At 64.0% G+C, this 25377-nt stretch carries 21 protein-coding genes and 1 pseudogene; 10 read left to right on the top strand and 12 right to left on the bottom strand.

Annotation, left to right across the window (positions count from 1 at the left end):
- From A3AC_RS0110215 to mprF, 6 genes are all read right to left on the bottom strand, one after another.
- A partial coding sequence (locus tag A3AC_RS0110215; RefSeq protein ID WP_025598716.1) for a pyridoxal-phosphate dependent enzyme occupies positions 1-428 on the bottom strand: 428 nt, incomplete at its 3' end.
- 242 nt (positions 429-670) lie between these two features.
- A complete protein-coding gene (locus tag A3AC_RS0110210) occupies positions 671-2620 on the bottom strand; it encodes an alpha/beta hydrolase family protein (RefSeq protein WP_232231920.1) in 1950 nt (649 codons plus the stop codon).
- Positions 2604-2864 (bottom strand): acyl carrier protein, encoded by a 261-nt coding sequence (locus tag A3AC_RS0110205; RefSeq protein ID WP_025598714.1) that lies wholly within the window; start codon positions 2862-2864, stop codon positions 2604-2606. The genes A3AC_RS0110210 and A3AC_RS0110205 overlap by 17 nt, the downstream gene beginning before the upstream one ends.
- Before the next feature lie 69 nt (positions 2865-2933).
- Positions 2934-4547 (bottom strand): amino acid adenylation domain-containing protein, encoded by a 1614-nt coding sequence (locus A3AC_RS0110200; RefSeq protein WP_025598713.1) that lies wholly within the window; start codon positions 4545-4547, stop codon positions 2934-2936.
- A 551-nt stretch (positions 4548-5098) separates the two neighbouring features.
- On the bottom strand, positions 5099-6445 hold the full coding sequence (locus A3AC_RS0110195) for a virulence factor family protein (protein WP_025598711.1): 1347 nt from the start codon (positions 6443-6445) through the stop codon (positions 5099-5101).
- Entirely contained in the window at positions 6442-8994 is a 2553-nt protein-coding gene (gene mprF / locus A3AC_RS0110190) for a bifunctional lysylphosphatidylglycerol flippase/synthetase MprF (RefSeq protein WP_232231926.1), read from the bottom strand. The genes A3AC_RS0110195 and mprF overlap by 4 nt, the downstream gene beginning before the upstream one ends.
- Before the next feature lie 452 nt (positions 8995-9446).
- On the opposite strand from mprF, the gene A3AC_RS29140 reads away from it, so the two are divergent.
- Positions 9447-9587 carry a hypothetical protein gene (locus tag A3AC_RS29140; RefSeq protein WP_198017983.1) on the top strand — a complete coding sequence of 47 codons (141 nt, stop codon included), beginning with the start codon at positions 9447-9449 and terminating at the stop codon, positions 9585-9587.
- A gap of 234 nt (positions 9588-9821) precedes the next feature.
- On the opposite strand, the gene A3AC_RS30650 is transcribed toward A3AC_RS29140, so the two are convergent.
- A complete protein-coding gene (locus tag A3AC_RS30650) occupies positions 9822-9974 on the bottom strand; it encodes a hypothetical protein (protein WP_198017982.1) in 153 nt (50 codons plus the stop codon).
- Positions 9975-10207: 233 nt separating this feature from the next.
- Here A3AC_RS30650 and A3AC_RS0110175 point away from each other — a divergent pair, with 233 nt between their 5' ends.
- Complete coding sequence (locus A3AC_RS0110175) at positions 10208-11605, top strand: MFS transporter (protein ID WP_025598709.1); 1398 nt, start codon at positions 10208-10210, stop codon at positions 11603-11605.
- A gap of 165 nt (positions 11606-11770) precedes the next feature.
- Here A3AC_RS0110175 and A3AC_RS0110170 read toward each other — a convergent pair whose 3' ends face one another.
- Positions 11771-12265: a DUF421 domain-containing protein gene (locus A3AC_RS0110170; protein ID WP_025598708.1), complete on the bottom strand. Its 495-nt coding sequence runs from the start codon at positions 12263-12265 to the stop codon at positions 11771-11773.
- Positions 12266-12620: 355 nt separating this feature from the next.
- On the opposite strand from A3AC_RS0110170, the gene A3AC_RS0110165 reads away from it, so the two are divergent.
- Positions 12621-12836: a hypothetical protein gene (locus tag A3AC_RS0110165; protein WP_051361605.1), complete on the top strand. Its 216-nt coding sequence runs from the start codon at positions 12621-12623 to the stop codon at positions 12834-12836.
- Positions 12837-12909: 73 nt separating this feature from the next.
- Here the strand turns inward: A3AC_RS0110165 and A3AC_RS0110160 are convergent, their stop codons facing one another.
- Complete coding sequence (locus A3AC_RS0110160) at positions 12910-13995, bottom strand: NAD(P)/FAD-dependent oxidoreductase (RefSeq protein ID WP_025598705.1); 1086 nt, start codon at positions 13993-13995, stop codon at positions 12910-12912.
- 230 nt (positions 13996-14225) lie between these two features.
- Between A3AC_RS0110160 and A3AC_RS0110155 the strand changes: the two genes are divergently transcribed.
- The 6 genes and pseudogenes from A3AC_RS0110155 to A3AC_RS0110130 all read left to right on the top strand — a co-directional run bounded on the left by A3AC_RS0110155 (position 14226) and on the right by A3AC_RS0110130 (position 19425).
- Positions 14226-14663 (top strand): carboxymuconolactone decarboxylase family protein, encoded by a 438-nt coding sequence (locus A3AC_RS0110155; protein WP_025598704.1) that lies wholly within the window; start codon positions 14226-14228, stop codon positions 14661-14663.
- Positions 14664-14768: 105 nt separating this feature from the next.
- Positions 14769-16160, top strand: a complete 1392-nt coding sequence (locus A3AC_RS0110150) for a DHA2 family efflux MFS transporter permease subunit (RefSeq protein WP_025598703.1) — start codon at positions 14769-14771, stop codon at positions 16158-16160.
- Positions 16161-16349: 189 nt separating this feature from the next.
- Complete coding sequence (locus tag A3AC_RS0110145) at positions 16350-17270, top strand: LysR family transcriptional regulator (protein WP_025598702.1); 921 nt, start codon at positions 16350-16352, stop codon at positions 17268-17270.
- A gap of 57 nt (positions 17271-17327) precedes the next feature.
- Positions 17328-17507 (top strand): hypothetical protein, encoded by a 180-nt coding sequence (locus tag A3AC_RS0110140; RefSeq protein WP_025598701.1) that lies wholly within the window; start codon positions 17328-17330, stop codon positions 17505-17507.
- A gap of 211 nt (positions 17508-17718) precedes the next feature.
- Positions 17719-18783, top strand: a pseudogene (locus tag A3AC_RS0110135) (glycosyltransferase family 2 protein); the annotation flags it as partial.
- 420 nt (positions 18784-19203) lie between these two features.
- Positions 19204-19425 (top strand): hypothetical protein, encoded by a 222-nt coding sequence (locus A3AC_RS0110130; protein WP_025598698.1) that lies wholly within the window; start codon positions 19204-19206, stop codon positions 19423-19425.
- 191 nt (positions 19426-19616) lie between these two features.
- Here the strand turns inward: A3AC_RS0110130 and A3AC_RS0110125 are convergent, their stop codons facing one another.
- Positions 19617-20921, bottom strand: a complete 1305-nt coding sequence (locus A3AC_RS0110125) for an MFS family transporter (RefSeq protein ID WP_025598697.1) — start codon at positions 20919-20921, stop codon at positions 19617-19619.
- Between the two features lie 337 nt (positions 20922-21258).
- On the opposite strand from A3AC_RS0110125, the gene A3AC_RS0110120 reads away from it, so the two are divergent.
- Positions 21259-22296: a GSU2403 family nucleotidyltransferase fold protein gene (locus tag A3AC_RS0110120; protein WP_025598696.1), complete on the top strand. Its 1038-nt coding sequence runs from the start codon at positions 21259-21261 to the stop codon at positions 22294-22296.
- A 56-nt stretch (positions 22297-22352) separates the two neighbouring features.
- Here A3AC_RS0110120 and A3AC_RS0110115 read toward each other — a convergent pair whose 3' ends face one another.
- Positions 22353-24059: a SpoVR family protein gene (locus A3AC_RS0110115; protein WP_025598695.1), complete on the bottom strand. Its 1707-nt coding sequence runs from the start codon at positions 24057-24059 to the stop codon at positions 22353-22355.
- Positions 24056-25327, bottom strand: coding sequence for a YeaH/YhbH family protein (locus tag A3AC_RS0110110; RefSeq protein WP_025598694.1), 1272 nt, complete (start codon positions 25325-25327; stop codon positions 24056-24058). The genes A3AC_RS0110115 and A3AC_RS0110110 overlap by 4 nt, the downstream gene beginning before the upstream one ends.
- Positions 25328-25377: the final 50 nt, after the last annotated feature.

The following is a 25377-nucleotide window of genomic DNA, read 5'->3' as shown; positions in this document are numbered from 1 at the left end:
GATTCGCCGAACTGCACGACTTCGACGGTCGGCCCGCCGTGCGCGCGCACTGCATCGACCTTGACCTGCGGCGTCGTGACCGGCACCACGATGATTGCCTTCACGCCCATGCGCGCCGCCGAAAGCGCCACGCCCTGCGCATGATTGCCCGCCGACGCGGTGATCACGCCGCGCGCGAGCGCGTCGGTGGGCATGTGGGCCATCTTGTTGTACGCGCCGCGCACCTTGAAGGAGAACACCGGCTGGTTGTCCTCGCGCTTCAGATAAACGGGATTGCGCAGCCGCGCCGACAGATGCGGCGCGCGTTCGAGCTCGGTCTCGCGGGCCACGTCGTAGACGCGCGCGGTGAGGGTTTTTTTCAGGTAGTCGTGACGAAGCGCGACGTTGTCGACGGCTTCAACGAGCGGTTGGGTTTCGCGAAACGGCAAGGCAAGCTCCTGTGCGGCAAGGACGTAGCATCGAAAGTCGACCGGAGGCGGGAGCAAGCGGACATAAAAAAACCCGCCTCGTGGGGCGGGTTATGTGTGACTGCAATCAGACGCGCGCTAACCCACCATTCGATGAATGATGCTAATAATCAGCGCAATACGGATGTCGAGGCAGTTCATGTGGCCGATCATCGTTGACTTGTCAGGATTTGTCAATGCTGACGCCCCGAGCGCGCCGCGTGTCACGGCCGCTGCACTCCCGGCTGGCGTCTGGGTTGCGAGCCTGGCTGCGTGGTGCGCAAGCCGCGAGCCGCAGGTGCAGGTGCAGGTGCAGAAGCAGATTCGCTGTGCGCGCCAGGTATGCGCTCGCGCAAGAACTGCTCGAAGTGCGCCATCATCGCTTCGCGCGCGCAGCGTGAAAAGAGCGCGTGGTCGACCTTGGCTATCTGCTCGACCCACACGTTGCTGCGCTTGAGTAGTTGAGCGCCGTCGGGACCGAAGTGAATGTCGAGTTCGTCGAGGCCCTCGTCCAGCATGCCGTACAGCAACGCGGTCTGTACGCCCTTGCGCTCCAGTTCGCGCACGAGTCCGCGAATCGCGCCGCCTGGCGTGCGCTCGCCGAGCAGCCCTTCGAGCGCGGCGCCCGCGCGCGCGGCGACGCGCGCCGACAGACGTCGCGCGAGCTCGACGGTAATCGCGGCCGCCTTGGCCTGGCCGGTCAGCAGACGCAGCCACTTGCGCGGATTGCGCATGGCCCGCCGATACACTTCGCTCGACGCTACGTACTCTGCGCCTGGCCGCACGCGCGCGCCGCCCCACGTGAAGAACGGCAGATTGATGCACGCGCAACCGATTACGGCGACCCGCGCGCGCGCCGCATGCAGGCTCACATAGGCGCCGCTGCACACGCCGGCCATGACGATCTTCGGATAGCCGGCGGCCGTCAGCCAGTCGACGCCCGCGCACGCGTCGTCAATCGAGTACTGCGAATAGACCGCGTCGAGTGTCAGCGCCGCGTCGCGGCGCACGCTGTCGCCAAGACCGCTCAGGTCCATGCGCAGTGACGCGATGCCTTGCGCCGCGAGCCGCCGCGCCATGAGCACCGTGAAGCGGCTGTCGCCGATGCGGTGCACGCCACCCGTGTTGACGAAAAGCACCGCCGGCGCGCCATGAAGTGCGTGCCGCGGCTCGCACAGCACAGCCACGTAGCCGCCGAACACCACTGGCGTCTCGCGCCCGTCGGCGAAAACAATGTTCGCGGATGGCGTGGGATCTGGGACTCGGGCCTGCGCGGCCGGCGCATTCGACGCATCTGGCGCATCCGGCACATCCGATCCACTTGCGTCGAGCCACTCGAGCACGGTGTCGAACGCGCGACGCGGCGGCTCGCTGTAGCTCGGGTTCAGCAGAAACCTGCCATATTCGCCGAACAACTGCACCTGCACTTGCGCGCCAAGCGCCTCATAGTGGGCGGCAAGTCTCTGCAAGCGCGCGCTACCGTTGATATCGTGCAGCAGCACACGACGCGCGATGCGCCGTCCGCCACACGTCCCTTCGCACTCACCCGCGCCAAGCAGATCGACCTTCGCGAGCAGCGCGAGGGTATCGGGATACAACCTGAAACCGTGGGCGCCGACAGTGCCGGCCGGCTCATCTTCCAGCTCGAGTCCGAGCGCGCTTTGCGCGGCGAGCCACGTGTGCTGCTGAAGCTCCAGCTCGCGGATGTACGCCTTGCCCGACACGAGCGGCATCAGCATGACGAGACTGTCGACGCCGCCCAGTTCTTCCGCGGCGATGGCCGCGAGCGTCGCGCCCAGACGCAGCCCGCACAAGGTGATCCGCGACGCGCCGCTTCGCTCGCGCAGCACGCGAACCGCCGACTTGATGCTGTCGAGCCATGCGCGCCAGCGCAGCGGGTCTTCCTCGTTGCCGCTCGAATCGCCGGTACCGGGATAGTCGAAGCGCAGCGCCGCGATGCCGCGCGCGGCCAGCGCGTCCGCGAGATCGCGCCAGCCGCGATACGCCGACAGCGCCTCATAGCCGAACGGACTGCACAGCACCACGCCCATTGCGGCTCGCGCGCCGCGCGGCCGGTGCAGCCATCCGAAACAGCCGTCGAATGTCACCGGCGTCATCGTGGGCATGATCGTCGTGATGGGTCGCGAGAGCGCTGCTTCAGGTTCGCGCCGCAAGCGATTCCTCCGGCACGATCTGCGCGATGACGCCGGCGAGCGCGGCGATGCTTCCAAACATGGCGTGCGTAATCAGCGCGCCGGGAATCTCGACCGCGAACGTCTCCTCGACGGCCATCATCACGCGCACGGTGCCGAGTGACGACAAACCGGCAGCGTATAGATCGTCGTCATCGCCTAGCGTTTCGACCGCGACGTTAAGGCAGGCTGCATCCTCAAGAATGCGGCGCACATGTTGTTTCATTCGTTTTCCCCGGATGCGTGGTTTCACGCGCGGCGCTCGAACGTCGCCGTCGCGCGGACTGTTTCGTTTTCAGGTGAGCACATTGCGGCTCGCGTAGTGGGCCGCGAGCGCCCTTCTGTCGATCTTTCCGTTTGCGTTGAGCGGCATCGCGTCGAGCGCGATCACCCGTTGCGGCACCGCGTAGGCCGGCAAGCGCTGACGGCAGCCTCGCACGACGTCCGCACCGTCGACCGGCGTGCCCGTCAGGAACGCGATCAGTCCATCGGCGCGGCCGGTTTCATCGACGGGCCACGGAATCACCGCGCAAAACGCAGCGCCGCTGCAAGCCCGGATCGCCTGCTCGACTTCCTCGAGCTCGACCCGGTTGCCGCGAATCTTGATTTGCGTATCCAGACGGCCCTGGAAAACGAAACCGAGCCCCGCGACTTCGCGCGCAGCGTCACCGCTTCGATACCAGCGCTGCGAGCGGTAGCCGGCATAACGCGTCGCGACGAAGCGGCGATTGTTCGGTTCGTCGGCGCGCAGATAGCCCGCCGCCACTTGCGGGCCGCCGATCAGCAGTTCACCGCTTTCGCCGCGCGCCACCGGCTGCAGCGCCGCATCGACGATCAACAGTTCCATGCCGGGCACGGCTTCGCCAAGCGGCATTGCGGCCTCGGTCGACTCGGCGAGAAACGGCGGCGTGACTTCGAACGCCGTGCAGGCGATGGCCGTTTCCGTGGGACCGTACACGTTGAAAATCCGGCTGTTCGGCGCGGCCCGCTGCCAGTCCTCTACAACGGAGCGCGGCAGCGTCTCTCCGCCGAAACACGTGACCTGCAGACTGGGAAATGCGTCGGGCCCAAGCTTGCGCAATTGCTGCATGAAGGCGGCCACCGAGGGCACGCTGTTCCAATGCGTGATCGCATGTCGCCGGATAAAGTCCGCGTTGTAGATGGGCTCGACCGTCGCGGGCACATACAGGCACGCGCCGTTTGCCCAGCATACAAACATGTCGTGCACCGAAGGATCGAAGGACAGCTCGCAGAATTGCGCGTGACGCGCATCGGGCAGCCGGCCGAGCAATTGCAGTTGCCCCGCTACATACGCGCAGATGTTCGCATGCGAGATCGGCACGCCTTTCGGTGCGCCTGTGGAACCGGACGTGAACAACACATACGCGTGATCCTCCGGCGTGCGCGAAGCGATTGCGGGTTGCGCACCCGTCGATGCGTCCGGCAGCCGCGGCAGATGATCGGCGCGCGGCGCATTATGCGGATCGCGCGTTTCGTGCACATCGCCGGGCTCTTCTTGGTCGCCGATAAAAAAGACCTGCGGGCATTCGTCTATCAACAGAAGCACTTCGTCGAGCAGCATCGCGCAGCGACGGTCGACCAGCAGCACCGGCGCCCTGGATTGCTCGATCGTCGCCGCGATGCGCGCCGCGGGCACCGTCGGATTGAGCGGCACGTACGCGAGCCCCGCCTTCATGATGCCGAGCAAACCGGCGTACGCGGCCACGCTGCGATGCGCGAACAGCAGACAGCGGCGCGCGCCGTCGGCAGGCATCGCGCTCTTCAGTCCCGCCGCGATGCGCTCGGCGCGCACAGCGAGTTCGCCATAGCGATACAGCTGTTCGTCGACCCACAGCGCGCGCCGCTCGGGCTCCCGCGCGGCAATGTCGAAGAAAAAGGAATCCAGCATTCACGGCCTCGCGTTGCGCATGCACAGACACGCCGCAGACGGCCGCTCACCGTGCCATGGCCACTGCCCGTCATGTCGAAAGCACACCGCCGCACTGCGCTGCTGAGCGATGGCGTACTGCGTTAGCGCAGCAGAACGTCACAACCACAATGGACGGCCCGGCGCCTTGCAGCGTCGGTTGACCGAACGATTGCCGATCAACCAGGCTGAAGAATCTGAAAGGATCATAAAATCCGGCAGCGCCGTCATATGTGCGATAGCGCTCGCAAAGCGCGATCCGGCCTATAGGCGCGTGTGGTGAAGCAGAAGGAAGGACGAACGATCGACCAGGCCGGACGCGGGGACGCGGGACGCAGGACGCGGGACGCGGGACGCAGGACGCAGGACGCAGGACGCAGGACGCACCGCATCGTCTCGCGTGGCTCGAATTTGAAGCGATGGATTGAACACGCACGGCGGCGTGCGCGTTACGCCAGACGTCGTGCCGCCCCGCTCGTCCTGCCTCGACGGGGAACACCGCGCGAGTCACGGCGCATGCCGCGCCGTTCGAATCAGTCGCGCACGCCGCTCTGCTTTTTGAACGCGCCGAGAATGCGCCGTTCGAGCGCGTTGTAATCGCCGCCGAAGTGATGGTCGCCCGAGGTCCGGATCACGTCGATACCGGTCTTCGTCAGCGCCGGGCACAAGGAGTCCTCCTCATCTTGCCCGTAAATGCATTGCACGATGCCAGGCGGCAGATGCGCGAGTTCGGGGCGCACCTTCAACGCCTTGTCGCTCGCCGGCATGCCGAGCCAGCCGCCCACGCGGATCTGGAAATCGGCTTCCGGCGCGAAGCCGAGCAGCGAAATCAGCGACACTTTCGCGCGCAACGCCTCGGGCAAACGGTTGTACGCGAACGGCATTACGTCCGCGCCGAATGAATAGCCGATCAGCGCGATGTGCTCCGCATGCCAGCGAGCGGCGTAAGTCTGCATCACGCGCGCGAGATCGCGGCTGGTTTGTGCGGGCGGCTTCTCGCTCCAGAAATAGCGCAGGCTGTCCCAGCCGATCACCGAAACGCCATCTTTCTGCAATGCCTGGGCGATGGTCTTGTCGAGGTCGCGCCAACCACCGTCGCCGGAAATGACGATGGCCATCAGGCCGTTCGGATGCGCGGCCGGCAATTCGATGAGCGGCAGGTCGGAGACATCGTCGTCGTGGGTCGCGACGGTTTGCAGATGCGGCGTCACCAATGCGACGAGCCGCGCGCGGTCGGCGTTGCCCGTCGACGCCTTTTCGACGAAGCCCGGAATCTTGTCGCGAATGATGGTCGCGTCGGGCGGGCACGGCTTGAAGCGCGGATCGAGCGTGCGCTCGGCATCCACCACGACAGCGCCGGCAATCGTGTTCGACGGCGCCTGTTCGAGCACCTGCAAGGCGAGCGTCGCGCCCTGGCCGGTGCCGGCGAGAATCGGCGCGAAATAATGGCTCGACTGCGACTGCCGCTCGAGCTGATGGCTCAACGCCTCCGCGTCGCCCACGAGCTGATGGCAGGTTTCATTCTTCTGCGCGGGTTCGGCTCCAACGTTAGCTGCAAGATTGGCCGCGTAGCGCGCGGTATCCACGCCGACGGTCAACGCGCCCGCCTTGGCGAGCGCATCGGCGCTTTGCTGATCCGCCGCACTCCAGCCACTCGCCTGCGAATACAGCACGACGAAGCCGCGCAACGGACCGGTCGGCCGCGTGACGGTGACGTTGCCGTAACGGCCGCCCGGAATGGTCGTAGCAGCGGTAGTGGCAGCGGTAGTGGCAGCGGTAGTGGCAGAAGCAGTGGCCGTGGCCGTCGCCGCGCCGGCGAGCGTGCTGCAAGCCGCGAGACCCGCCACCGCGGCGAGCCGGAAAAACGAATGCAAACTCATGAACGCCGGCCTCCTGCCAGCAATGACAGGTCCGCGAGCGTGAACACCACGCCCACCGAGCCTGACGCCGCGAGATAGCGCGGCTCCCAATGCGGCTGGAACTTGCTCTTGAAAGCGCGCAGTCCGCGGAAGTTATAGAAGCGGCCGCCGAAGCGCCACACGATGCCGGCAATCCGGTGCCAGCGCGACGCAAGCGGCGTCGGCTGCATGCCCGAGAGCGGCGCAATGCCGAGACTGAGCGAACGGAAACCCGCCTGCTTCAGATGCAGCGCCAGTTGCGTAAACAGATATTCCATTGCATACGGCGACGCGCTTTCCACGTGGCGCATCACGCCGACGGTCGCCTCGGTGTTCAGGTCGGTCGTCATGAAGGTGACGAACGCGACCGGCTCGCCGTTCTGGCGCACCAGCATGACGGATTGCGCGGCGAGATATTCGTCGGTGAAGGCGGCGACCGAAAAGCTCTTTTCGCGCGCATCGCGGCAGTTCAGCCAGCCGTCGGAAATGCCGCGCAGCGTTTCGAGCGACGCCGGCACCTCCGCCTGATCGATCACTTCGACGGTAAAGCCGTCGCGCTCGCCGCGTTTGAGCGCGTAGCGCAGATGCGCGCGATGCGAGCCTTTCAGATCGAACTCGTCCAGCACGACGTGCGCTTCCTCGCCGAGCTTCATCAGCGAGAGGCCGGCGTCGAGATACAACGGCAACGCGTTCGCGCGCACCTGATAGAACGCCGCGCGCCCGCCGTGCGCATGCGCGAGCGCGACAAACTTGCTGATCAGGCCCGCCCACTCTTCGCGCGGGCCCACCGGATCGTGCAGCGCGGCCCACGTGCGACCGTACTTCGCGTACATCAGGAATGCCTCGCGCGACTCGGAGAACAGAAAGCTCTTGTCGCCCATCAGCGCGAGACCGGCGTCGCTGCGTTCCTGCGCGCGCACGATGCGCGCCGCGTCCTGCAGATCTTCGGGCGCGGGCTTCACGAAGTGGCCAGGCGCCGGGCGCAGCAACTGCCAGAACGAGAAGGTTGCGGCGAACAGGCTCGCGGCCAGCGTCGCGCGCAGCGCACGCGGCGCGCGTTCGTCGAAAGCGAATTGCCACCACAGGTCGCGCGTGTAGGGGACGTCGCGGAACGCGAACAGCATCACCCACGTCGCGAGCATCAGGACCATCGCCACGGACACCAGCCAGCCCGCCGTGAAACGCTCGGCAAACAGCGACGAATGGCGGTTGAAGCGCCGGCGCGTGACGAGCAGGAGCACGATCAGCATGCACAACACGCCGGCTTCGACGAATGCAAGACCTTTGGTCAGCGACAAGCCGAGGCTCAGCACCGCCAGCAGCAAGGTCATCCACCAGGCGGCATCCAGACGCCGCAGCAGCCCGCGCGCGACGAACAGCAACAGCACGCCGAGCACGCTGCACAGCATCTGCGAGCTTTCGAGCACCCACAGCGGCAACACGTCGCGCAGAATGTAAAGGCGTTGCCAGAACGCGGGCGTCGCACTGGAGATCACCAGCATGCCGCCGACTACGAAGGTGACGAGGCTCAGGAACAGCGGCGCGAGCCTCGACGCGCCCGCCGCCTGCCGCAGCGGCAGGCGCCCTTTGAGCGCGCGCCCCTCGAACCCGGCGAGCAACGCAGCCGAGACGACGAGCGGCGCGCCGAAGTAGATCGCGCGATACGCGAGCAGCGCGGCGACCATCTGCTGCGTCGCGACGCTGCCGTTGAGCGTGAACACCATGGCCGCTTCGAACACGCCGACGCCGCCGGGCGTATGGCCGATCATGCCGAGCAGCATCGCTGCGGCATAAACCGTGATGAAGGTGACGAAGCTCACGTCGGCATGCGGCAGGAGCGACCACAACGCGAGGCCGGCGGCGATCACGTCGAGGACGGCAAGGCCCACCTGCTCGAGCAGGTCGCGGCGCGCGGGAATGTCGAACGACAGCCACTGCCAGCGCGTCCGGACCGCGCGGGTCTCGACCCGGCAGGCGGCGGTCAGCGCAATGAGCGCGCCGAGCAGCAAGGCGCCTACCCAGCGGACGCCAGCCGCCGACAGGTGCAGCATCGGCGCCAGCAGGCCGGCCACGCATACCATGCCGAGCGCCGTCATCAGAACTAGCGCGAGCGCGAGCGAAACGCTCGTGAAGACCGTCATGCGGCCGATCTGCGCGGGCGTGATGCTCGCCGCGCCGTACACGCGGGCGCGCACCGCGCCGCCCGTCAATGCGCCGAAGCCGGTCGCGTTGCCGAGCGCGGAGCCCGCGGTGGCGCCGATCCAGAGCGCCGTACGCGGCACGCGCGCGCCCAGGTAGCGCAGGCCGACCGCATCCCGGCCGACGAGCGCCAGATAGCTGAGCACCGTGGCGGCCAGCGCGGCGGTCCATTCTCCGGCGCTCAGGCGGCGCAGCTCGTGCATGACCGAGCGGTAGTCGACGGCTTGGGACAGGTGCTGGAGCACGACCAGCAGCAGCGCGCAGATCGCCAGCGCGAGCATGGGCGAGAGCAATCCCCTGATGCCAGGCGCCTTCGATGCACGGACGAACATCGCGCCTAGCCGGTCGAATTTATTCTTATATCGATGGAACATGGTCAATGCGGGCCTTGCTTGGAGCTGTCAGCTGTCGCGGCGACGGCCGACTGCCGCCAGATCGCCTTCCGGTGATTACAACTGGATAACGGCAAGCGGACCAAAAGGTTGACAGTACGGGGTTTGGCGCCGGGGTTTAACCTGGGCCGGTTGTCGGCAATGGTCGCGCTCGCGGCGCACCCCGGCGCTGCGTCGGCTGACCTTGAAACTCAGGGGGCTGAAGTTTAAACGTTAATCGCGCGCGGCGAACGAAGATTTCGGCGTTAGCCCAGGCGTGCGCATGCGAGATTCGCGAAGTACGTACGCATGCAGATTAAGCTTTTTGCCGCGGCTGCCGTAATCGCAAGCAACAGCCTCGCGAGATGCGATACGTTGGTCGCACGAAGGAGGCACTTGACGGGAGAACGGTGATGGCGGAACAGGATTGGATGATGGCGGGTGTGTATCTGGTCGGCCTCGTGTCGACGCTGCTGGTGACGAGCGCATTGTCCGCGCGAGCGGCGAAAATGCGTCAGACGCTTGCAAAGGCGACGCGCCGCTCGGGTGAATGAGCCGCGGACGATGAGCCGCGACGATGTCAGCCGCCGGACGTGAGCCGCGAACAATACATGGAGGCCCCGCTCGTTGCTCGAGATTTACAAAGCACTAGCGGCGCGAAATGCGCCGCCAGTTTTTTCAGATCCGCCTCGCTCGCAGTGACTTTCATCTGCCTGCTCAGCGACCACCGAAGTCAGCAAACGCGACCGCTCGCAGCACCTTTCGGCGCGCCCGGCCGCGCTCCGCGCTTACTGCGGACGGCGATGCGCTTCAGCCATCACAGCGCAGTTCTGCAGATGCAGGTTCAGCGCGTGCAGCGCCAGCGCGCGCAGCCGCGCCAGCCAATTACCCTTGGCGGCGACGGTATTGCGGGTGGCTGCAGTGTTCGTTGCGGTGTTCATGGTTGGGCTCCTGTATAGGGTTTATACCTAGGGAATAACCCGATTATAGACCTCTCATTGCGCAGCGCAACAAAAAACGAAAGATGTGGCGCCGAAATCACAGCCGTGCGGTAGTGCGGCGCGTTGCGGTGCGCCGGAAAAGGGCCGCATCTGCGGGGCCGGTATTAACAAACCGCACCGTACAGGTGCAATAATGGCCCCTTTAACTGCGGCCGCCCGCCGTGGCCCCTTCCATGACCGTCGTCCAGAAAGCCCTGATTGCGCCTCTGATCGTCGCGTGCGCGATGTTCATGGAAAGCGTCGACGCGAACGTGATCGTCACGGCCTTGCCGGCCATGGCGCGCGACTTCGGGCGCGATCCGGTCACGCTGAAAATCGCCGTGACGAGTTATGTGCTGGGGCTGGGCGTCTTTATCCCGGTATGCGGCTGGCTTGCCGACCGCTTTGGCGCGCGCAGCGTATTTCGCACGGCCATCGGCATCTTCGTGGCCGGCTCGCTGCTGTGCGCGGCGTCCAATTCGCTCGCCACCTTCACGCTCGCGCGTTTCGTGCAAGGCGTGGGCGGCGCAATGATGGTGCCGGTCGGCCGGATCATTATTTTCCGCGTCGTGCAGAAAGCCGATTTCATCCGCGCGATGAATTATCTGAGCGTGCCCGCCATGCTCGGCCCGGCGGCCGGGCCGCTGCTCGGCGGCTTCATCACGACTTATCTGCACTGGCGGCTGATTTTCTTCATCAATGTGCCGATCGGCATACTCGGCATCTATCTGACGAACAGGCACATTGCCAATACACGCGAGCCGCATCCTGGCCCGCTCGACTGGATCGGCTTTCTGCTGTCGGCGGCGGGTGCCGTGCTGCTTCTGCTCGGGTTGTCGCTCGTCGGCGGCGAGCTGATTTCCAATAGCGACGCGTTCGCCATGTGTGGAATCGGCGCGGTCCTGCTCATTCTCTACATTGCGTATGCGCAGCGCGCGCGGCTGCCGTTGCTCGATCTGCGGTTTTTCAAGGTGCCGACGTTTCAGGCGAGCGTGCTCGGCGGGTCGCTGTTCCGCATCGGCCTTGGTGCGCTGCCGTTCCTGTTGCCGCTGATGCTGCAGGAAGGACACGGCATGAGCGCGTTTCAATCGGGGCTGATCACCTGCGCGTCGGCATTCGGCGGCATGTTCATGCGCACGGTGGCGTCGCGCGTGCTGCATCGCTATGGCTTTCGCTCGGTGCTGGTGGTCAACGCGGCTTTGTCGGGAATTTCGATTGCGGCCTGCGGACTCTTCTTCCCCGGCACGCCGACGTGGATCATCTGGGTGGTGGTGCTGCTCGGCGGCTTCTTTCCCGCGCTGCAATTCACGAGTTTGAACTCGCTGACCTATGCGGAAATTGCGAGCCGCGATGTTGGACGCGCGACGAGCCTCGGCAGTGTCGTGCAGCAGATGTCGCTCGGTCTGGGCGTGACCGTCGGCGGCATCGTGCTACAGATCTCGCGCTTGCTGAACGGCCATGAAACCATCATGTGGTCGGATTTCTGGCCCGCGTTCCTCGTCGTGGGGCTGTGCTCGTTCGCCTCGATCCCGGTCACACTGCGGCTGCCGCATCGCGCCGGCGAGGAAATCTCGCGCGGGGGCCGCGGCTGACGGCTGGGCGTGCGTGCCCTCGCCTGCTGCGTTGCGCGGCCCAGTGGTGTTGCGCTGCTGCGCAGCGCTCGCGGTTCACGGAGCAATGCTGTGGCTGTGGCTGTGGCTGTGGCTGTGGCTGTGGCCCATGCCCATGTCCATGCCTCGATGCTGACGGCCGTCCGCTCACTGCTCCTTGCGAATCACGCTCACTTCGCCGTTGCGTTCGAGAATCGCCGCGGCCACCTTGTCGAACGAACGTGTGCCGATCTTCTGCCGCACGCTTTCGCGTACGTCGTCCCGGGTCATCAGCGCGGCCCGCAGTTCGTTCTCGTTGAACGCGCCGTTGCTGTACACCTCGCGCTCGACGCCGCCCACCAGCCGCTCGATCGCATGCGAGCGCATGCATATCCACGCGAGCATACGGTGGCACACCACAATCACGAGCGACGCCAGCACGGTCGCGACGAACGGCGACGCGCCCACGATCGCGCGGCTCAAGGTCGCGCCCAACAGAATCACCACGACTGAATCGAACGGCGAGCGTTGCCCGAGCGAGCGCCGGCCGGAAACCCTGATCAGGACGAGCGCGATCACAAACACGAGCAGCGCCCGTACGCTCATCTGCAGCGGGTCGAGATCTCGCCCTTGACCGAACAGCAGATAAATCGCGTCCATCATTGTTTTTTTCCTCCTTTGCGGCGCGTTGCCGTGATGGTCGTGTGGCGCCTTTCTTGTTGCAGGGCGCACTGCCGCGGTTTTGTGAGCCAACGGCTCACGCGGCATGGGCAATTGAGGCAATCGGGGCGCCCTTCTCGCATCTATCCGACGAAGGACAAACGACTTCTGCGACGCCACCCGAAGATGCCCTGAAGAAGCAAACCATGTGCCGTTGCCGCAGACCGTCGCCAAACATGCATTCTGCTCGCCCGGGGCCCCGCGCACCGTCGACACGTCAGGTCCCGCGATTGCTCTCTTGCGAGGCACCTACCTACCTCGACATAAGGAGCTTCCCTTGAAACATGCCACTCTCGCCATGGCTCTCATGGCCTCGTTCGCGTTCATTCCCACAGCAGCGCATGCCGAGGGTTGTACCAAAGGCGCGGTAGTCGGCGGGGTCGGCGGACATGTTGCCGGTGGCCACGGCGTGGCCGGCGCCGCAGCAGGCTGTGCAATCGGCCATCATGAAGCGAAGAAAAAACAGAAGGCGGCGAGCGCGGCGGCTGCCGCGAGCCAACCCGCAGGAAAATAGCAATTTGTGATGCAAAAAAGACCCGGTGCGATCACGCGATCGTCACCGGGTCCGCCCGGATCATCCCGCAAGCTCACCCTGCCGCGGCGACCTTCTCGGCGAGTTTCGCGTCGTAGCTGGAATGCACGTGCACGCGTTTGCGCTCCGGGTACGCATATGAATACGCTTTGCGCAGCGCGAGCGACGCCTCGTGAAAGCCGGACAGAATCAGTTTCTGCTTGTTCGGATAGTTGGCGATGTCGCCCACCGCGAAGATGCCTGGCCGCGAACTCTCGTAGTTGGACGTATCCACATCGACACGGCCGCCGTGAATGCTCAAGCCCCACTGCCCTATCGGGCCGAGATCGGCGACGAGGCCGTAAAGCACGACGAGCTGGTCGGCCTGCAGTTCGGTTTCGCCCTCGATATGTCGCAATGTGATGGATTTGAGCGCACTGCTTTCCGGGTTGGTTTGCGCATTGCCTTCTACCGTCAACCCTGAAATCGCACCGACCACGAAGTCCATCTCGCCGGCTTGCACCGCGCGCCGCATCAACTCGACACTCGAATCGGCCGCGCTGAAGCCGTTGCGCCGATGCACGAGCGTCACGCGCCGCGCCACTTTGCGCAACGCGAGCGCCCAGTCGAGCGCGGAATCGCCGCCGCCGGCCACAACCACGGTCTTGTCGGCGAAATCCGCGAGACGTTGCACACTGTAGTGAACGTAGCGCGACTCGAGCGCCTGCGCTTCGGGGAGCGGCAGCTTTTGCGGCACGAACGCCCCATTGCCCGCAGCCAGCATGACGGCGGCAACGTCGAACACGAGGCCGCGATTGGTGCGCACGGTCCACCGCCCATCGCTGCGCTGCTCGACCGATTCGACCCGTTGCTCGAGATGAATGGGCACGTCGAATGGTTTGCACTGCGCAAGCAGGCGGTCCACCAGCTCACGCGCGGTGCATGACGCAATCGCGGGAATGTCGTAGATCGGCTTGTCGGGATACAGCTCCGTGCATTGGCCGCCGATCTTGCCGAGCGCATCGACGATCTGGCATGACAAGCCAATCACGCCGGCCTCGAAAGCGGCAAACAGGCCCACGGGACCCGCACCGACGATCAGCACGTCGGTGCGAATGGTTTGTGAACCGGGCGGCGGGACAGGCTCGGTGGCGGACGTCATAGGTGAACTCTTCGATAAGGTCGATGACCCACCATACCCAATCGACGCCAGTGCGGCAACGATGCCATTACAGCGAACAAGGGCGCTCCAGGCCGTCTGCGCCGCTTCACTCTGAGAACAAAGTGGCTACCCAATAAACGTCCAAAATGGTCATTTTGCCAAGCCAGTGCGACCGCTAGTATTCACTCATCGCATCAGCGGATGCGCCCAACCAACGCAAGGAGTGAATCATGCAACAACGTCTCGACTTCTATAAAGCCAGTCCCGCCGCGATCAAGGCGATGCTGGGCCTCGAGGAACGCATCGGCAGATCATCGATTGAAAAGTCGCTCGCGGAACTCGTGCGGCTGCGCGCGTCGCAAATCAACGGCTGTGCGTTCTGCGTCGACATGCACACCACCGACGCCCGCAAAGGCGGCGAAACCGAGCGGCGTCTCGCGACGGTGGTCACATGGCGCGAAACGCCGTTCTTCACGGATCGGGAACGCGCCGCGCTCGAATGGACCGAAGCCTTGACCCTCATCTCGCACGACCACGTGCCCGACGCCGTGTGGGAAGCCGTGCGCCCCCACTTCAGCGACGAAGAACTGGTCGACCTGACGCTGCTGGTTTCGGCCATCAACGCCTGGAATCGCTTTGCGATTTCCTTTCGCAAGATGCCTGAATAAGCTCGTTGGCGAGCGAACTCCCTGCGCCGCCCAATGCCGTATCATTGAAGCGTTTGCTGACAACACTTCGCTCCGCGGCGCCGCGCGCCGACCGCTTGCCATCACATGACCAGGGATTCGTCGCATACCGCGCTGCTGTGGATCGTCGCAGCCGGCTTTTTCATGCAGTCGCTCGACACGACGATCGTCAACACCGCGCTGCCTTCCATTGCGCACAGCCTGCACGTCGCGCCGCTCGCGATGCAGCCGATCGTAGTCGCCTACACGCTGACGATGGCGATGCTCACCCCCGCCTCCGGCTGGCTCGCGGACCGCTTCGGCACGCGGCGGGTCTATTTTGCGGCGATCCTGATCTTCGTGATCGGCTCGATCTGCTGCGCGAGCGCGCATACGCTGGGTCAACTCGTGCTCGCGCGCGTGCTGCAAGGCGTGGGCGGTTCGATGCTGCTGCCGATCGGACGCCTCGCCGTATTGCGCAGCGTGTCCGGCGAACAGTACGTTGCGGCGCTCGCGTTCATTTCGGTCGCGGGTCAGCTCGGTCCGATTGCCGGACCGACACTCGGCGGCTGGTTCGTTCAGGCGATCACGTGGCACTGGATTTTTCTGATCAACGTGCCGATCGGCGCGATCGGTCTGTACGCGGTGCAGCGCTTTCTGCCCCCGCACGGCGAGACGCAGGCGCCGCCATTCGACTTCGTCGGCTGCGGATTGTTGTCGCTCTCCATGATCGCATTTTCGCTGGCCGTCGACGCGCCCGCGCCGACGCATCAGGCGGCGTGGTCGGCGGCGCTCTTCGCGCTTGCGGCCGTAAGCGCGCTCGCCTACGTTCCGCACGCAAAGCGGCGGCGCAACCCGCTCTTCAAATTGTCGCTGTTCAGCGAGCCGAATTTCAGCGTCGGCCTGATCGGCAACCTGGTGTGTCGCATCGGCTCGAGCGCCGTGCCGTTTCTCGTGCCGCTGCTGTTGCAGCTTCAGCTCGGCTACACGCCGCTGCATTCGGGTCTGATGATGTTGCCCGCGGCGCTCGCCGGCACGGTCGCGAAGCGCTGGATCACGCCGCTCGTGCGGCGCTTCGGCTACGAGCTCTTTCTGCTCGTGAATACGCTGGTCGTCGGTTCGTCGATCGTGGCGTTTGCGTTGATTTCGCGCAGCACGCCGCTCATTGTCGAAATCGCGATTCTGGCGGTGTTCGGCGCGGCCAACTCCATGCAATTCGCGGCGATGAACAGCGTCACGCTCAAGGGTCTTTCCCATGAAGACGCCGGCAGCGGCAACAGCCTCTTTTCGATGGTGCAGATGCTCGCGATCGGGCTTGGCGTGTCGATCGGCGGCGGTCTTGTGAAGCTGTTCGCCGCGCAATGGGGTTCTGCTGCGCTCGGCTTTCGGCTGAGCTTTGTCTGCGTCGGCGCGATCACGCTGCTGTCGGCGTGGGTGTTTCGCCATCTCGACACCGCGCCCGCTGTGCGGGCGCCGGCCAGCCAGGGCGCGGGGCGCTGAAGAGCGGATCGTGCGAGCTGGGGTCGTGTTTATCCGTGCCGCGCCGCTGTCACCTGCCTCCGCTGCGCCGCCCGCCACTACCTTCGTCATGCAACACGCATCACCGGCCCACGGTCTTTCGTGGCCGGCCTTGCCAGCGGGCGTTTCGCGTTAGCATGTACGGCGTTTTCCAATAAAAAGGACGAACTCATGCCATTTGACGAGCGCATGCTGAACGGCATAGGCGTGCTGACAGCCATTGTCGATTGCGGGAGTTTCGCGGCGGCAGGCGTTGCGCTCGACATGTCTCAATCGGGCGTGAGCCGTTCTGTCGCGCGGCTCGAGGCGCGGCTCGGCATCCGGCTATTCGACCGCACGACGCGCTCGGTCACGCTCACCGACGAAGGCCGGCGCTTCTACGAGCAGATCGTGCCGCTCCTGAGCGGACTTGAGGAAGCCGCCGCCTCCGCCGCGCAAGGCGCGACAGCCGTGCGCGGACGCCTGCGCGTGAACATGGACCCGTTCTTCTCGCGCCTCGTGCTGGGGCCGAGGGTTGGCGGTTTCGTCGACAAACATCCGGATCTGCACGTCGAACTGATCACCCGCGACCAGTTGGGCGATATGGTCAGCGACGGTTTCGACATCGCGATCCGTTTTGGCGAGCCGCCGGTGTCGTCGCTGATCGCGCGCAAGCTGCTCGACACGCGCATCCTGACGGTGGCCGCGCCGTCGTATCTGAAGAAGCATGGGCACCCGACGAATCCGACGGAACTGGAGAGCGGCAACCATGCGTGCATCAAGTTCCGCGATCCGCTCACCGGTTATCCATTCAGTTGGGAATTCCACCGCGGTCGCAGGAAAATGGTCATCACTCCGCAAGGCCGTTTGACCGTCAACGACGTGGGTACCCTGCACAGCGTTTGCGCCGCGGGCCAGGGCGTCGCGCAGATTCTCGCGCTCGGCGCCGAGTCGCTGCTCACGAGCGGCAAGATGGTCGAGCTTTTTCCCGACTGGGGCGATGAGGTTTATCCGCTCTACGCGCTTTATCCATCGCGGCATCATCCGCCGGCCAAGGTGCGCGCGTTCCTCGATTTCATTGTTTCGCTGATGGGCGCTGCGCAGGCGGACTGAACGCGCCCAGGCCCGGGCTTTGCTCCATGAGCTACGTATTCAATCGAGGAGAACGCCATGGCCGAGCCCAAGCAGGAGAGCAACGACAAGCCGGACGACATCGCCCATCCGCAGCCCGCCGTACATAGTGACAATGAAAAGAGCAAACTGCCCGAACGCGGCGACGAAGGGCGCGATCAGTCGCCGGCGGACCGTCCCGGCCAGAAGCCGGGCGAAGGCGAGCCGTCAGTCGGTTGAAATTAAGCGCGGGTCTGCAAGCGGCTTTGCTGCGTTTGACCAGCAAAGCCGCATAAATTTTTCCCTTTCGGCCGCTTTCATATAGCAGACATTTTTTCCGTTTTTTTCCGAAATATTTTTTCGGCGCGATGCACTACTTTTCTGCTTGCAGCAATGTATGCGAACAAGCAGCCGGCTGCCGCCCCTTCCACAGATAACAAAGGCGACGCCCATGTCCATTCCCGAGCCCGCCGCCGAGTCCGCCAAGGTGTCGATCTGCGTGCCGACCTGCAACCGGCCGGAATTGATCGTCGAGTGTATCGACTCGTGTCTGGCGCAAACTTACGGCAACCTGGAAATCGTGATCGGCGACGATTCCAGCGATGCGCGCACCGAGCAGCTGCTCGCGTCGCGCTATTCTGACGAGCTGAACGCGCGGCGCATCCGTTACGTGAGGAACGAGCCGCCTCTCGGCCAGGCGCGCAACGTCGCGAGGCTGTTCGAGCGCGCCGGCGGCGACAGGATTCTGCTGATTCATGACGACGACGTGCTCACCACCGACGGCGTCGAAAAACTCGTTTCGCTCTGGAAGCAGTATCCACGGCTCGATGCGGCGTTCGGCGCGCAGTACGAAGCGGGCCCCGACGGCGCGATCGACCTCGAAGCAAGCACGCGGCTGAACGCGGCCTTCAGGCGCACGAAAGACGCCGAAGGCTTGCAACCGCTGCCGGGCCGGACGGGACTGATCCAGATGTTCCCCAACAACGGCTGGATGGCCGACGCGCGGCTCGTCAAGCGCATTGGCTATAAGGAGCAGTACGGCGCGTGCTGCGATTTCGTGTTCGGCACCGAACTCTGCCTCGCGGCGCGCGAGGTCTTTTATCTGCATGACTACGTGTCGGTGTATCGCAAGACCGCAAGTTCCATTTCCCATAGCACGCGCGGGACGGCGGCGGCCGCCACGCTTAGCGCCTACGCATTCGTCAAGAAGCTGAAGTTGCCGCCGCAGCTCGAGCCATCGCGCAAGCTCGCGCTGCGGCGGCTCGCGCCGATCGTCGTGTCGGTGCATGCGAGAAACCGTCAGGCACGGCTGGGTCTGAAGATCGCGCTCGCTCATCTGTTCGCGTATCACTATGGGCTGAGCGCGCGGCTTTACTACCATCTGCTGATGCTTTCGCGGGCTGCGGTGAGCGCGAGCGAGCGCGCGGCGACACTTGCCGCGGCGGCGGCTCCTGCGGTGTCGGCGGCTCCTGCGGTGACGGCGGCTCCTGCGGCTCCTGCGGTGACGGCGGTGTCGGCGGTGTCGGCGGTGTCGGCGGTGTCGGCGGTGACTGCGGCCACGGCGACTGCGGCAGGTGCAGCAGCGGCGGCGGGCGCTGCTGCTGCGGCAGCGACTGCAACGGCGGCAAGCGCAGCAACGACGGCAAGCACAGCGGCTACGGCAGCGACTGCGACTGTTGCGGGCGCAGCAGCCGCGACAGCAACTGCAGCGGCAGCTTTGAGCGGTGAAGCCGGCGCGACGGTAAAGGATCTCGTTGCGGAACTGGCCGCCGATACAACCGAACCTGGTTGATCGACAGCGCGCGGCCGGCATGCAGGGTCAGCGCGTTTTCTGCTAAGCATCCTCTGCTTAGCAAAGCCGTTTTTGTTGCTTGGACGGGCGCGCGCCGCTGATTACGATGATCCCGACACGTCATCAGCGCCGAGGTGATTCGCCATGTCCGACAGTGCCTGTTTCAAACCACGCGTGATCGAGCCGGTCGCCGATAATCAGCCCGAGGGATTGGGACTTGCGGTGGAGTTGTGGCTCGCCCAACCCATCGACGGCATTGCCGGGCGAGCCGTGCAGATTCACCTGCGCAGCGATGCGAAGATGGCACAGGCCGAAGCGCTGCGCGACCTGCTGCATGTGCTAGGCACCGGAATCGTGGTGGCGTGAATCCGGGCGGGCGATGCGATGTAGGACGCTGCGGGGCGTCAGGCGCACCTGACGCCCCGCATGAAACCCGTCTGACGCCGCGCGTGAAGCCAAACCGAGCAGTCCTGACGTTGCACCCGACGCCGACTGTAACGCATGAGCGGCGCCCTACGCGAGCCAGGCAAGGCGCGCGATAAACAGCGCGCCCACGCTCACGGTTCGTGACGCAGATACCCTTCTTTCGACGGATCGCGCATGCGCAGCGCGACAAGGCCGGCGACCGCACACAGGAAGGTCACGTACCAGTAGAACATCGATTCATTGCCGACCGACTTCAGCCACAGCGCCACATATTCCGCCGAGCCGCCGAAAATCGCGTTGGCTACCGCATACGAGAGGCCCACGCCGAGCGCACGCACTTCCGGCGGGAACATTTCGGCCTTGATCAGGCCGCTGATCGACGTATAGAAGCTGACAATGGCAAGCGCCAGCACGACGAGGGCGAACGCCGCGTACGGGCTCGTCACGTCTTTGAGCGCATGCAGGAGCGGCACCGTGCCGATGGTCGCGAACAGGCCGAAGCACAGCATCGAATTGCGGCGACCGATGCGGTCCGACAACGCGCCGAACAGCGGTTGAATCATCATGTAGACGAAGAGCGCCGCAGTCATCACGTTGCTCGCGGTCTTCGCGTTCATGCCCGCCGTGTTCACCAGATATTTCTGCATATACGTGGTGAAGGTGTAGAAAATCAGCGAGCCGCCGGCGGTGAAGCCGAGCACCGTCAGAAACGCGACGCGATGCTGCCACAAGCCGCGCAGCGTGCCTGCTTCCTTGCGCTGACGCGTCGCCGCGGTCGTGGTTTCATCGAGCGATTTACGCAGATACAGCGCGACCAGCGCCGCAATCGCACCGATCACGAACGGCACGCGCCAGCCCCATGCCTTGAGTTCGGCGTTAGAGAGCGTCTGTTGCAGGACCACCAGCACGAGCAGCGCGCACAACTGGCCGCCGATCAGCGTCACGTATTGGAACGACGCGAAAAAGCCGCGCCGCCCTTTTAGCGCGACTTCACTCATATAGGTCGCGCTGGTGCCGTATTCGCCGCCGACCGAAAGGCCCTGGAACAGCCGTGCGACCAGCAGCAGCGCGGGTGCGAGCGCGCCGATCTGCGCGTACGTGGGCAATACGGCGATGACCAGCGAGCCGCCGCACATCATGAACACCGACACCATCATCGCGGTGCGTCGGCCATGCTTGTCGGCGAGACGGCCGAAGAACCAGCCGCCGATCGGCCGCATCAGAAAACCCGCCGCGAACACGCCGGCCGTGTTCAGCAACTGCGTGGTGGCGTTGCCGCTGGGAAAGAACGCGGGCGCGAAATACAGCGCGCAGAACGAGTAGACATAGAAGTCGAACCACTCGACGAGATTGCCCGATGACGCACCGACGATCGCAAAAATGCGGCGCCGTGTGTCGTGGGCGGAGGCCACGCTTTGGTCTGTGAGGTCGGTCATGTTGTGTCTTCCTTGTCTCTTGGATGGAGTCGGCGGTCGGGGCGCCGCCTTCGGCACGCGGTTTTCGGCGTGGGCGAATTTTACAGAATCGCAAGTAAAAGTTGGGGGCTTGTTGGCAACGCGAGTTGGCGCGATGGTTGGCGCGGTTATTAGCGTGGCGGTTGGGTGGGGTGGTGGGCGACCGGTGCGGAGGCCGCGCTGGCTTCTGTTCGTGCCGCTGCAGGCGCTGCCTGGCCCCGCGCGGATTATCCCTTGGAATCTGACGTTAAGGTATAAATTTGACCTCCTTGCCCTTATACCTTAATATGAAATCATAGGGTATAAGGAGTCAAGACCTATGGTCAGCTTTCACAACGACGCGCTGCAAACGCTGTACTCCTCTGTCACGGAGCGCGCCAGTGGGCAGGACCACATCGCGCTGCATTCGCCTGGCTCTGCCGCGCAGAAGACCGTTGACGGCAAAACGTACACCTACTGGCGCGTGTATCTGGCTTCAGGAAAGCACAAGGAAATCTCACTAGGCCGGACGGGAGAGCCCGCCACAGAGGCTGCGCTCGAAGCCCGGCTACTCGAGAGCGCGGAGATGCGCGCGCTTGGCGCCGACGTCCAGGTGCTGCGCAAGGCGGGCTTTGCCGCTGCCGACAATTCTTCCGCGCTGACGCTTGCCACGCTCTTTAACGCCGGCATCTTCAGCAACGGTGGCGTGCTCGTCGGCTCGCACGCATTTGGTGCGCTTCTGAACAGCCTGGGCGTTCGCCTGCCTGCGAACTATCGGACGGAAGATATCGACATCGGCAGCACCGGGAGTATTTCGGTGGCTATCCCGGAAGACAGGAGCTTTCTGGATATTCTCCGTGACAGCGGTATCCCCTTTCTTGAAGTACCGGAACTGGACTCGCGAAAGCCGTCGACCTCGTTCAAGGCTCGCGGACAACCGCTCAAGGTCGATTTACTCGTGCCGGGTACCGAGGCATACGAGACGAAGGCATTGCCCCAGTTGCGCGCACACGCGACGGGGCTTCCGTACTTCCGGTATCTGGTATCCAACCCGGCGCCCGGCTTCATTCTCGGCAAGGAACATGTGGTGCCGGTGATGCTGCCCGATCCCGCGAGATTCGCTCTTCACAAGCTTATTGTCAGCACGCTTCGCGATCCTTCGCGCGCGCTGAAGGCAGACAAGGACCGACGGCAGGCCGCCGTGTTGATCGACGCGCTCACAGAGAAGTTTCCAGACTGGTTGACGACCGCCGCGAACGACCTGGAAACGAGCGCCCGTGCCCGGGTTGCGCTGGCGGCCGCTCGGGCGCTGAACCTGGCCCCAGGTTTGTCGGAACGCGCCCGGGACTTTATGGCTGATTTAGGGGCCCACGCGTAGTTGGTCTTCATCAGGGTTTCAAAGCCTTTGCCGGCCCCACTTCATTCGCAGGCCCGTCACGCCCTCACGGCCGGCGGCACGTAGCGACACTCGTAACGCTTCCTGACCGTGCCGTTTTCATCGACGCTTTCAAGGTACACGTCGAACTGCCACAAGCGCGCCATGTGTTTGAGCACCTCGTCGCTGTCGGACGAAAGATGGCGGTTATCGCTCATGAAATGCCGCAGCGTCAGACTGCGGTCGCCGCGCGTATTCACCGCCCACACCTGAATATTCGGCTCGCGATGGTGCATGTCGTACTGCCGTGACAACGCCTGGCGCACGTACTGATAGCCGCTGTCGTCGTGAATGGCGGAGACTTCGAGCGCGTCGCGCATGTCGTCGTCGAGCACTGAGAACAGACGCATTTCGCGGATCAGATGCGGCGACAGATACTGCGCGACGAAACTCTCGTCCTTGAAATTGCGCATTGCGTAGTGCATGGCGGGAAGCCACGGGCTACCGGCCAGTTCCGGGAACCACTTGCGGTCTTCGTCCGTCGGGTTTTCGCAGATGCGGCGAATGTCGCTCATCATCGAAAAACCGAGTGCATACGGATTAATGCCGCTGTAGTACGGCTTGGTGACGGGCGGCTGGTACACCACGTTGCTATGCGAATGGAGGAACTCCATCATGAAGCCGTCTTCCAGCTTGCCCTGGTTGTACATCGTGTTGAGCAGCGTGTAATGCCAGAACGTGGCCCAGCCTTCGTTCATGACCTGAGTCTGCCGCTGCGGGTAGAAGTACTGCCCCACTTTTCGCACGATGCGGATCACCTCGCGCTCCCACGGCTCGAGCAGAGGCGCATTTTTCTCCGCGAAGTACAGCAGGTTTTCCTGTGGTTCGGGCGGATAGCGTTCCTCGATTTCTTCCGGCAACGGCGTATGCCGCGTCGGCAACGTCCGCCACAATTCGTTCACCTGCGATTGCAGATACGCCTCGCGCTCGCGGCGCGCGGCAAATTCCTTTTCCAGCGAGAGCTTCTGCGGACGCTTGTAGCGGTCCACGCCGTAATTCATCAGCGCATGGCATGAATCGAGCAGTTCTTCCACGCGATCGAGCCCATAGCGCTCCTCGCATTCGGCAATGTAGTTCTTCGCGTACACGAGGTAGTCGATGATCGCGTGCGCGTCCGTCCACAGCCGGAACAGATAGTTGCCCTTGAAAAACGAGTTGTGCCCATACGCCGCGTGCGCGATGACGAGCGCCTGCATCGTCATCGTGTTCTCTTCCATCAGATACGCGATGCAGGGGTTTGAATTGATCACGATCTCGTACGCGAGCCCCATCTGCCCGCGACGGTAGCTTTTTTCGGTAGCAAGAAAGTGCTTGCCGAACGACCAGTGCCGGTAATTCACCGGCATGCCGACGGACGCATACGCGTCCATCATCTGTTCAGCGCTGATGAGTTCGAGCTGGATCGGATAGACGTCGAGTTCATATTGCTCCGCAACACGGGCAATATGCGAGTCGTACTCCTCGATCAACTCGAAGGTCCAGTCGGACGGGCACGGCAGAGGCCGTCTATCGGCTACGTTCATACGGACTTCCCTTTGCCCCTCAGTGGGCGTTCCGGTGTGTCCCCGTGCTTCTGCGTTGTCGACTGCTCCGGCTGCGGCTTCGTCCGCCGCTGCCTCGGCATGCCCCGACTCACGCTGCGGCACGCCTGTGTCACGCTCCGGCTGATAGCCGCGCGCTTCGTTGTGCAAATGCTTTGTCGTCATGACGACGCCACCTGCTTTTCGAACAACTCGCGAAACACCGGATAGATGTCAGCCGCGGTTTCGACCTTCTTCATCGCCATATGCGGCTGGCTCAGCGCCAGTTGCGCATATTCGAGCCACAGGTTCTGCTCTTCGGGCGTCACCTGGATATACGCAAAATAGCGCACCTTATCGAGGATGTCATCCGCGAGTATTTTGCGGCACTTCGGCGAGTCGTCGGTCCAGTTGTCGCCGTCGGACGCCTGGGCGCCGTAAATGTTCCATTCAGTCGGCGAATAGCGCTCGTCCATCACCTTCTGCATCAATTCGAGCGCGCTGGAGACGACCGTGCCGCCGCTTTCCGTCGAATGGAAGAACGTGTCTTCGTCCACTTCTTCGGCGCGGGTGTGGTGGCGGATGAACACCACCTCGATCTTTTCGTAATTGCGCTTGAGGAACAGATACAGCAGGATGAAGAAGCGCTTGGCGAGATCCTTGCGCTGCTCGTCCATGGACCCGGACACATCCATCAGACAGAACATCACGGCCTGGCTCGACGGCGTGGGCTGCTTCACGCGATTCACGTAACGCAGATCGAACGGATCGATAAACGGAATGCGCCAGATGCGCCCGCGCAGGTGGTGGATTTCCTCTTCGAGCAGCTTGATCTCTTCGCGGCGATCGTCCGGATCGGCTTTGAGTGCTTCCAGTTGCCGCTCCATTTCGTGCAGCTGGTTCACAAGCGGCGCGCCGAGTGCAATGCGGCGGCCAAGCGCGCTGCGCAGCGAACGGACCACATCGATGTTGTTCGGGGTACCCTCTGCGGCCCAGCCCGCGCGGATGCTCTTCCACGTGGGCACAGCGAGCAGGTGCGTTTTGACGAGGCGCGGGAGTTCGAGGTCGTCGAAGAAATATTGCATGAACTCTTCGCGGCTCAGCTCGAACACGAAGTCGTCCTGACCCTCGCCTTCGTTGCTGGCCTGACTGCCGCCGCCTCCACCGCCACCGCCTTGCGGGCGCTGGATCTTGTCGCCGCGAATGTAGTCGGAATTGCCCGGATGCACCATTTCACGCCTGCCGCCCGGACCGTGGCGGAACGACGGCTCGGCAATGTCCTTACGCGGAATGGTGATGCTCTGCGTGTTCTGAATGTCTTTGATGCTGCGGTCGCGCACCGCCTCAGAAACGGCGCGACGAATGTAGTTCTTCACGCGACGCAAAAAACGCTCGCGATTCGCAATGCTTTTGTTCTTGCCTGCCAACCTGCGGTCGATAATTTGATGAAGCACGCCCGGTCTCCAATGTGGACGGAGTGAGCGCTTTGGCGCCTACTCCGGTC

Origin of the sequence: Burkholderia sp. WSM2230 (assembly GCF_000472445.1) — a bacterium.
Taxonomy (GTDB): Bacteria; Pseudomonadota; Gammaproteobacteria; order Burkholderiales; family Burkholderiaceae; genus Paraburkholderia.
The sequence above is the reverse complement of the archived record's forward strand: the minus strand, read 5'-3'. Positions and strand labels throughout refer to the sequence as shown.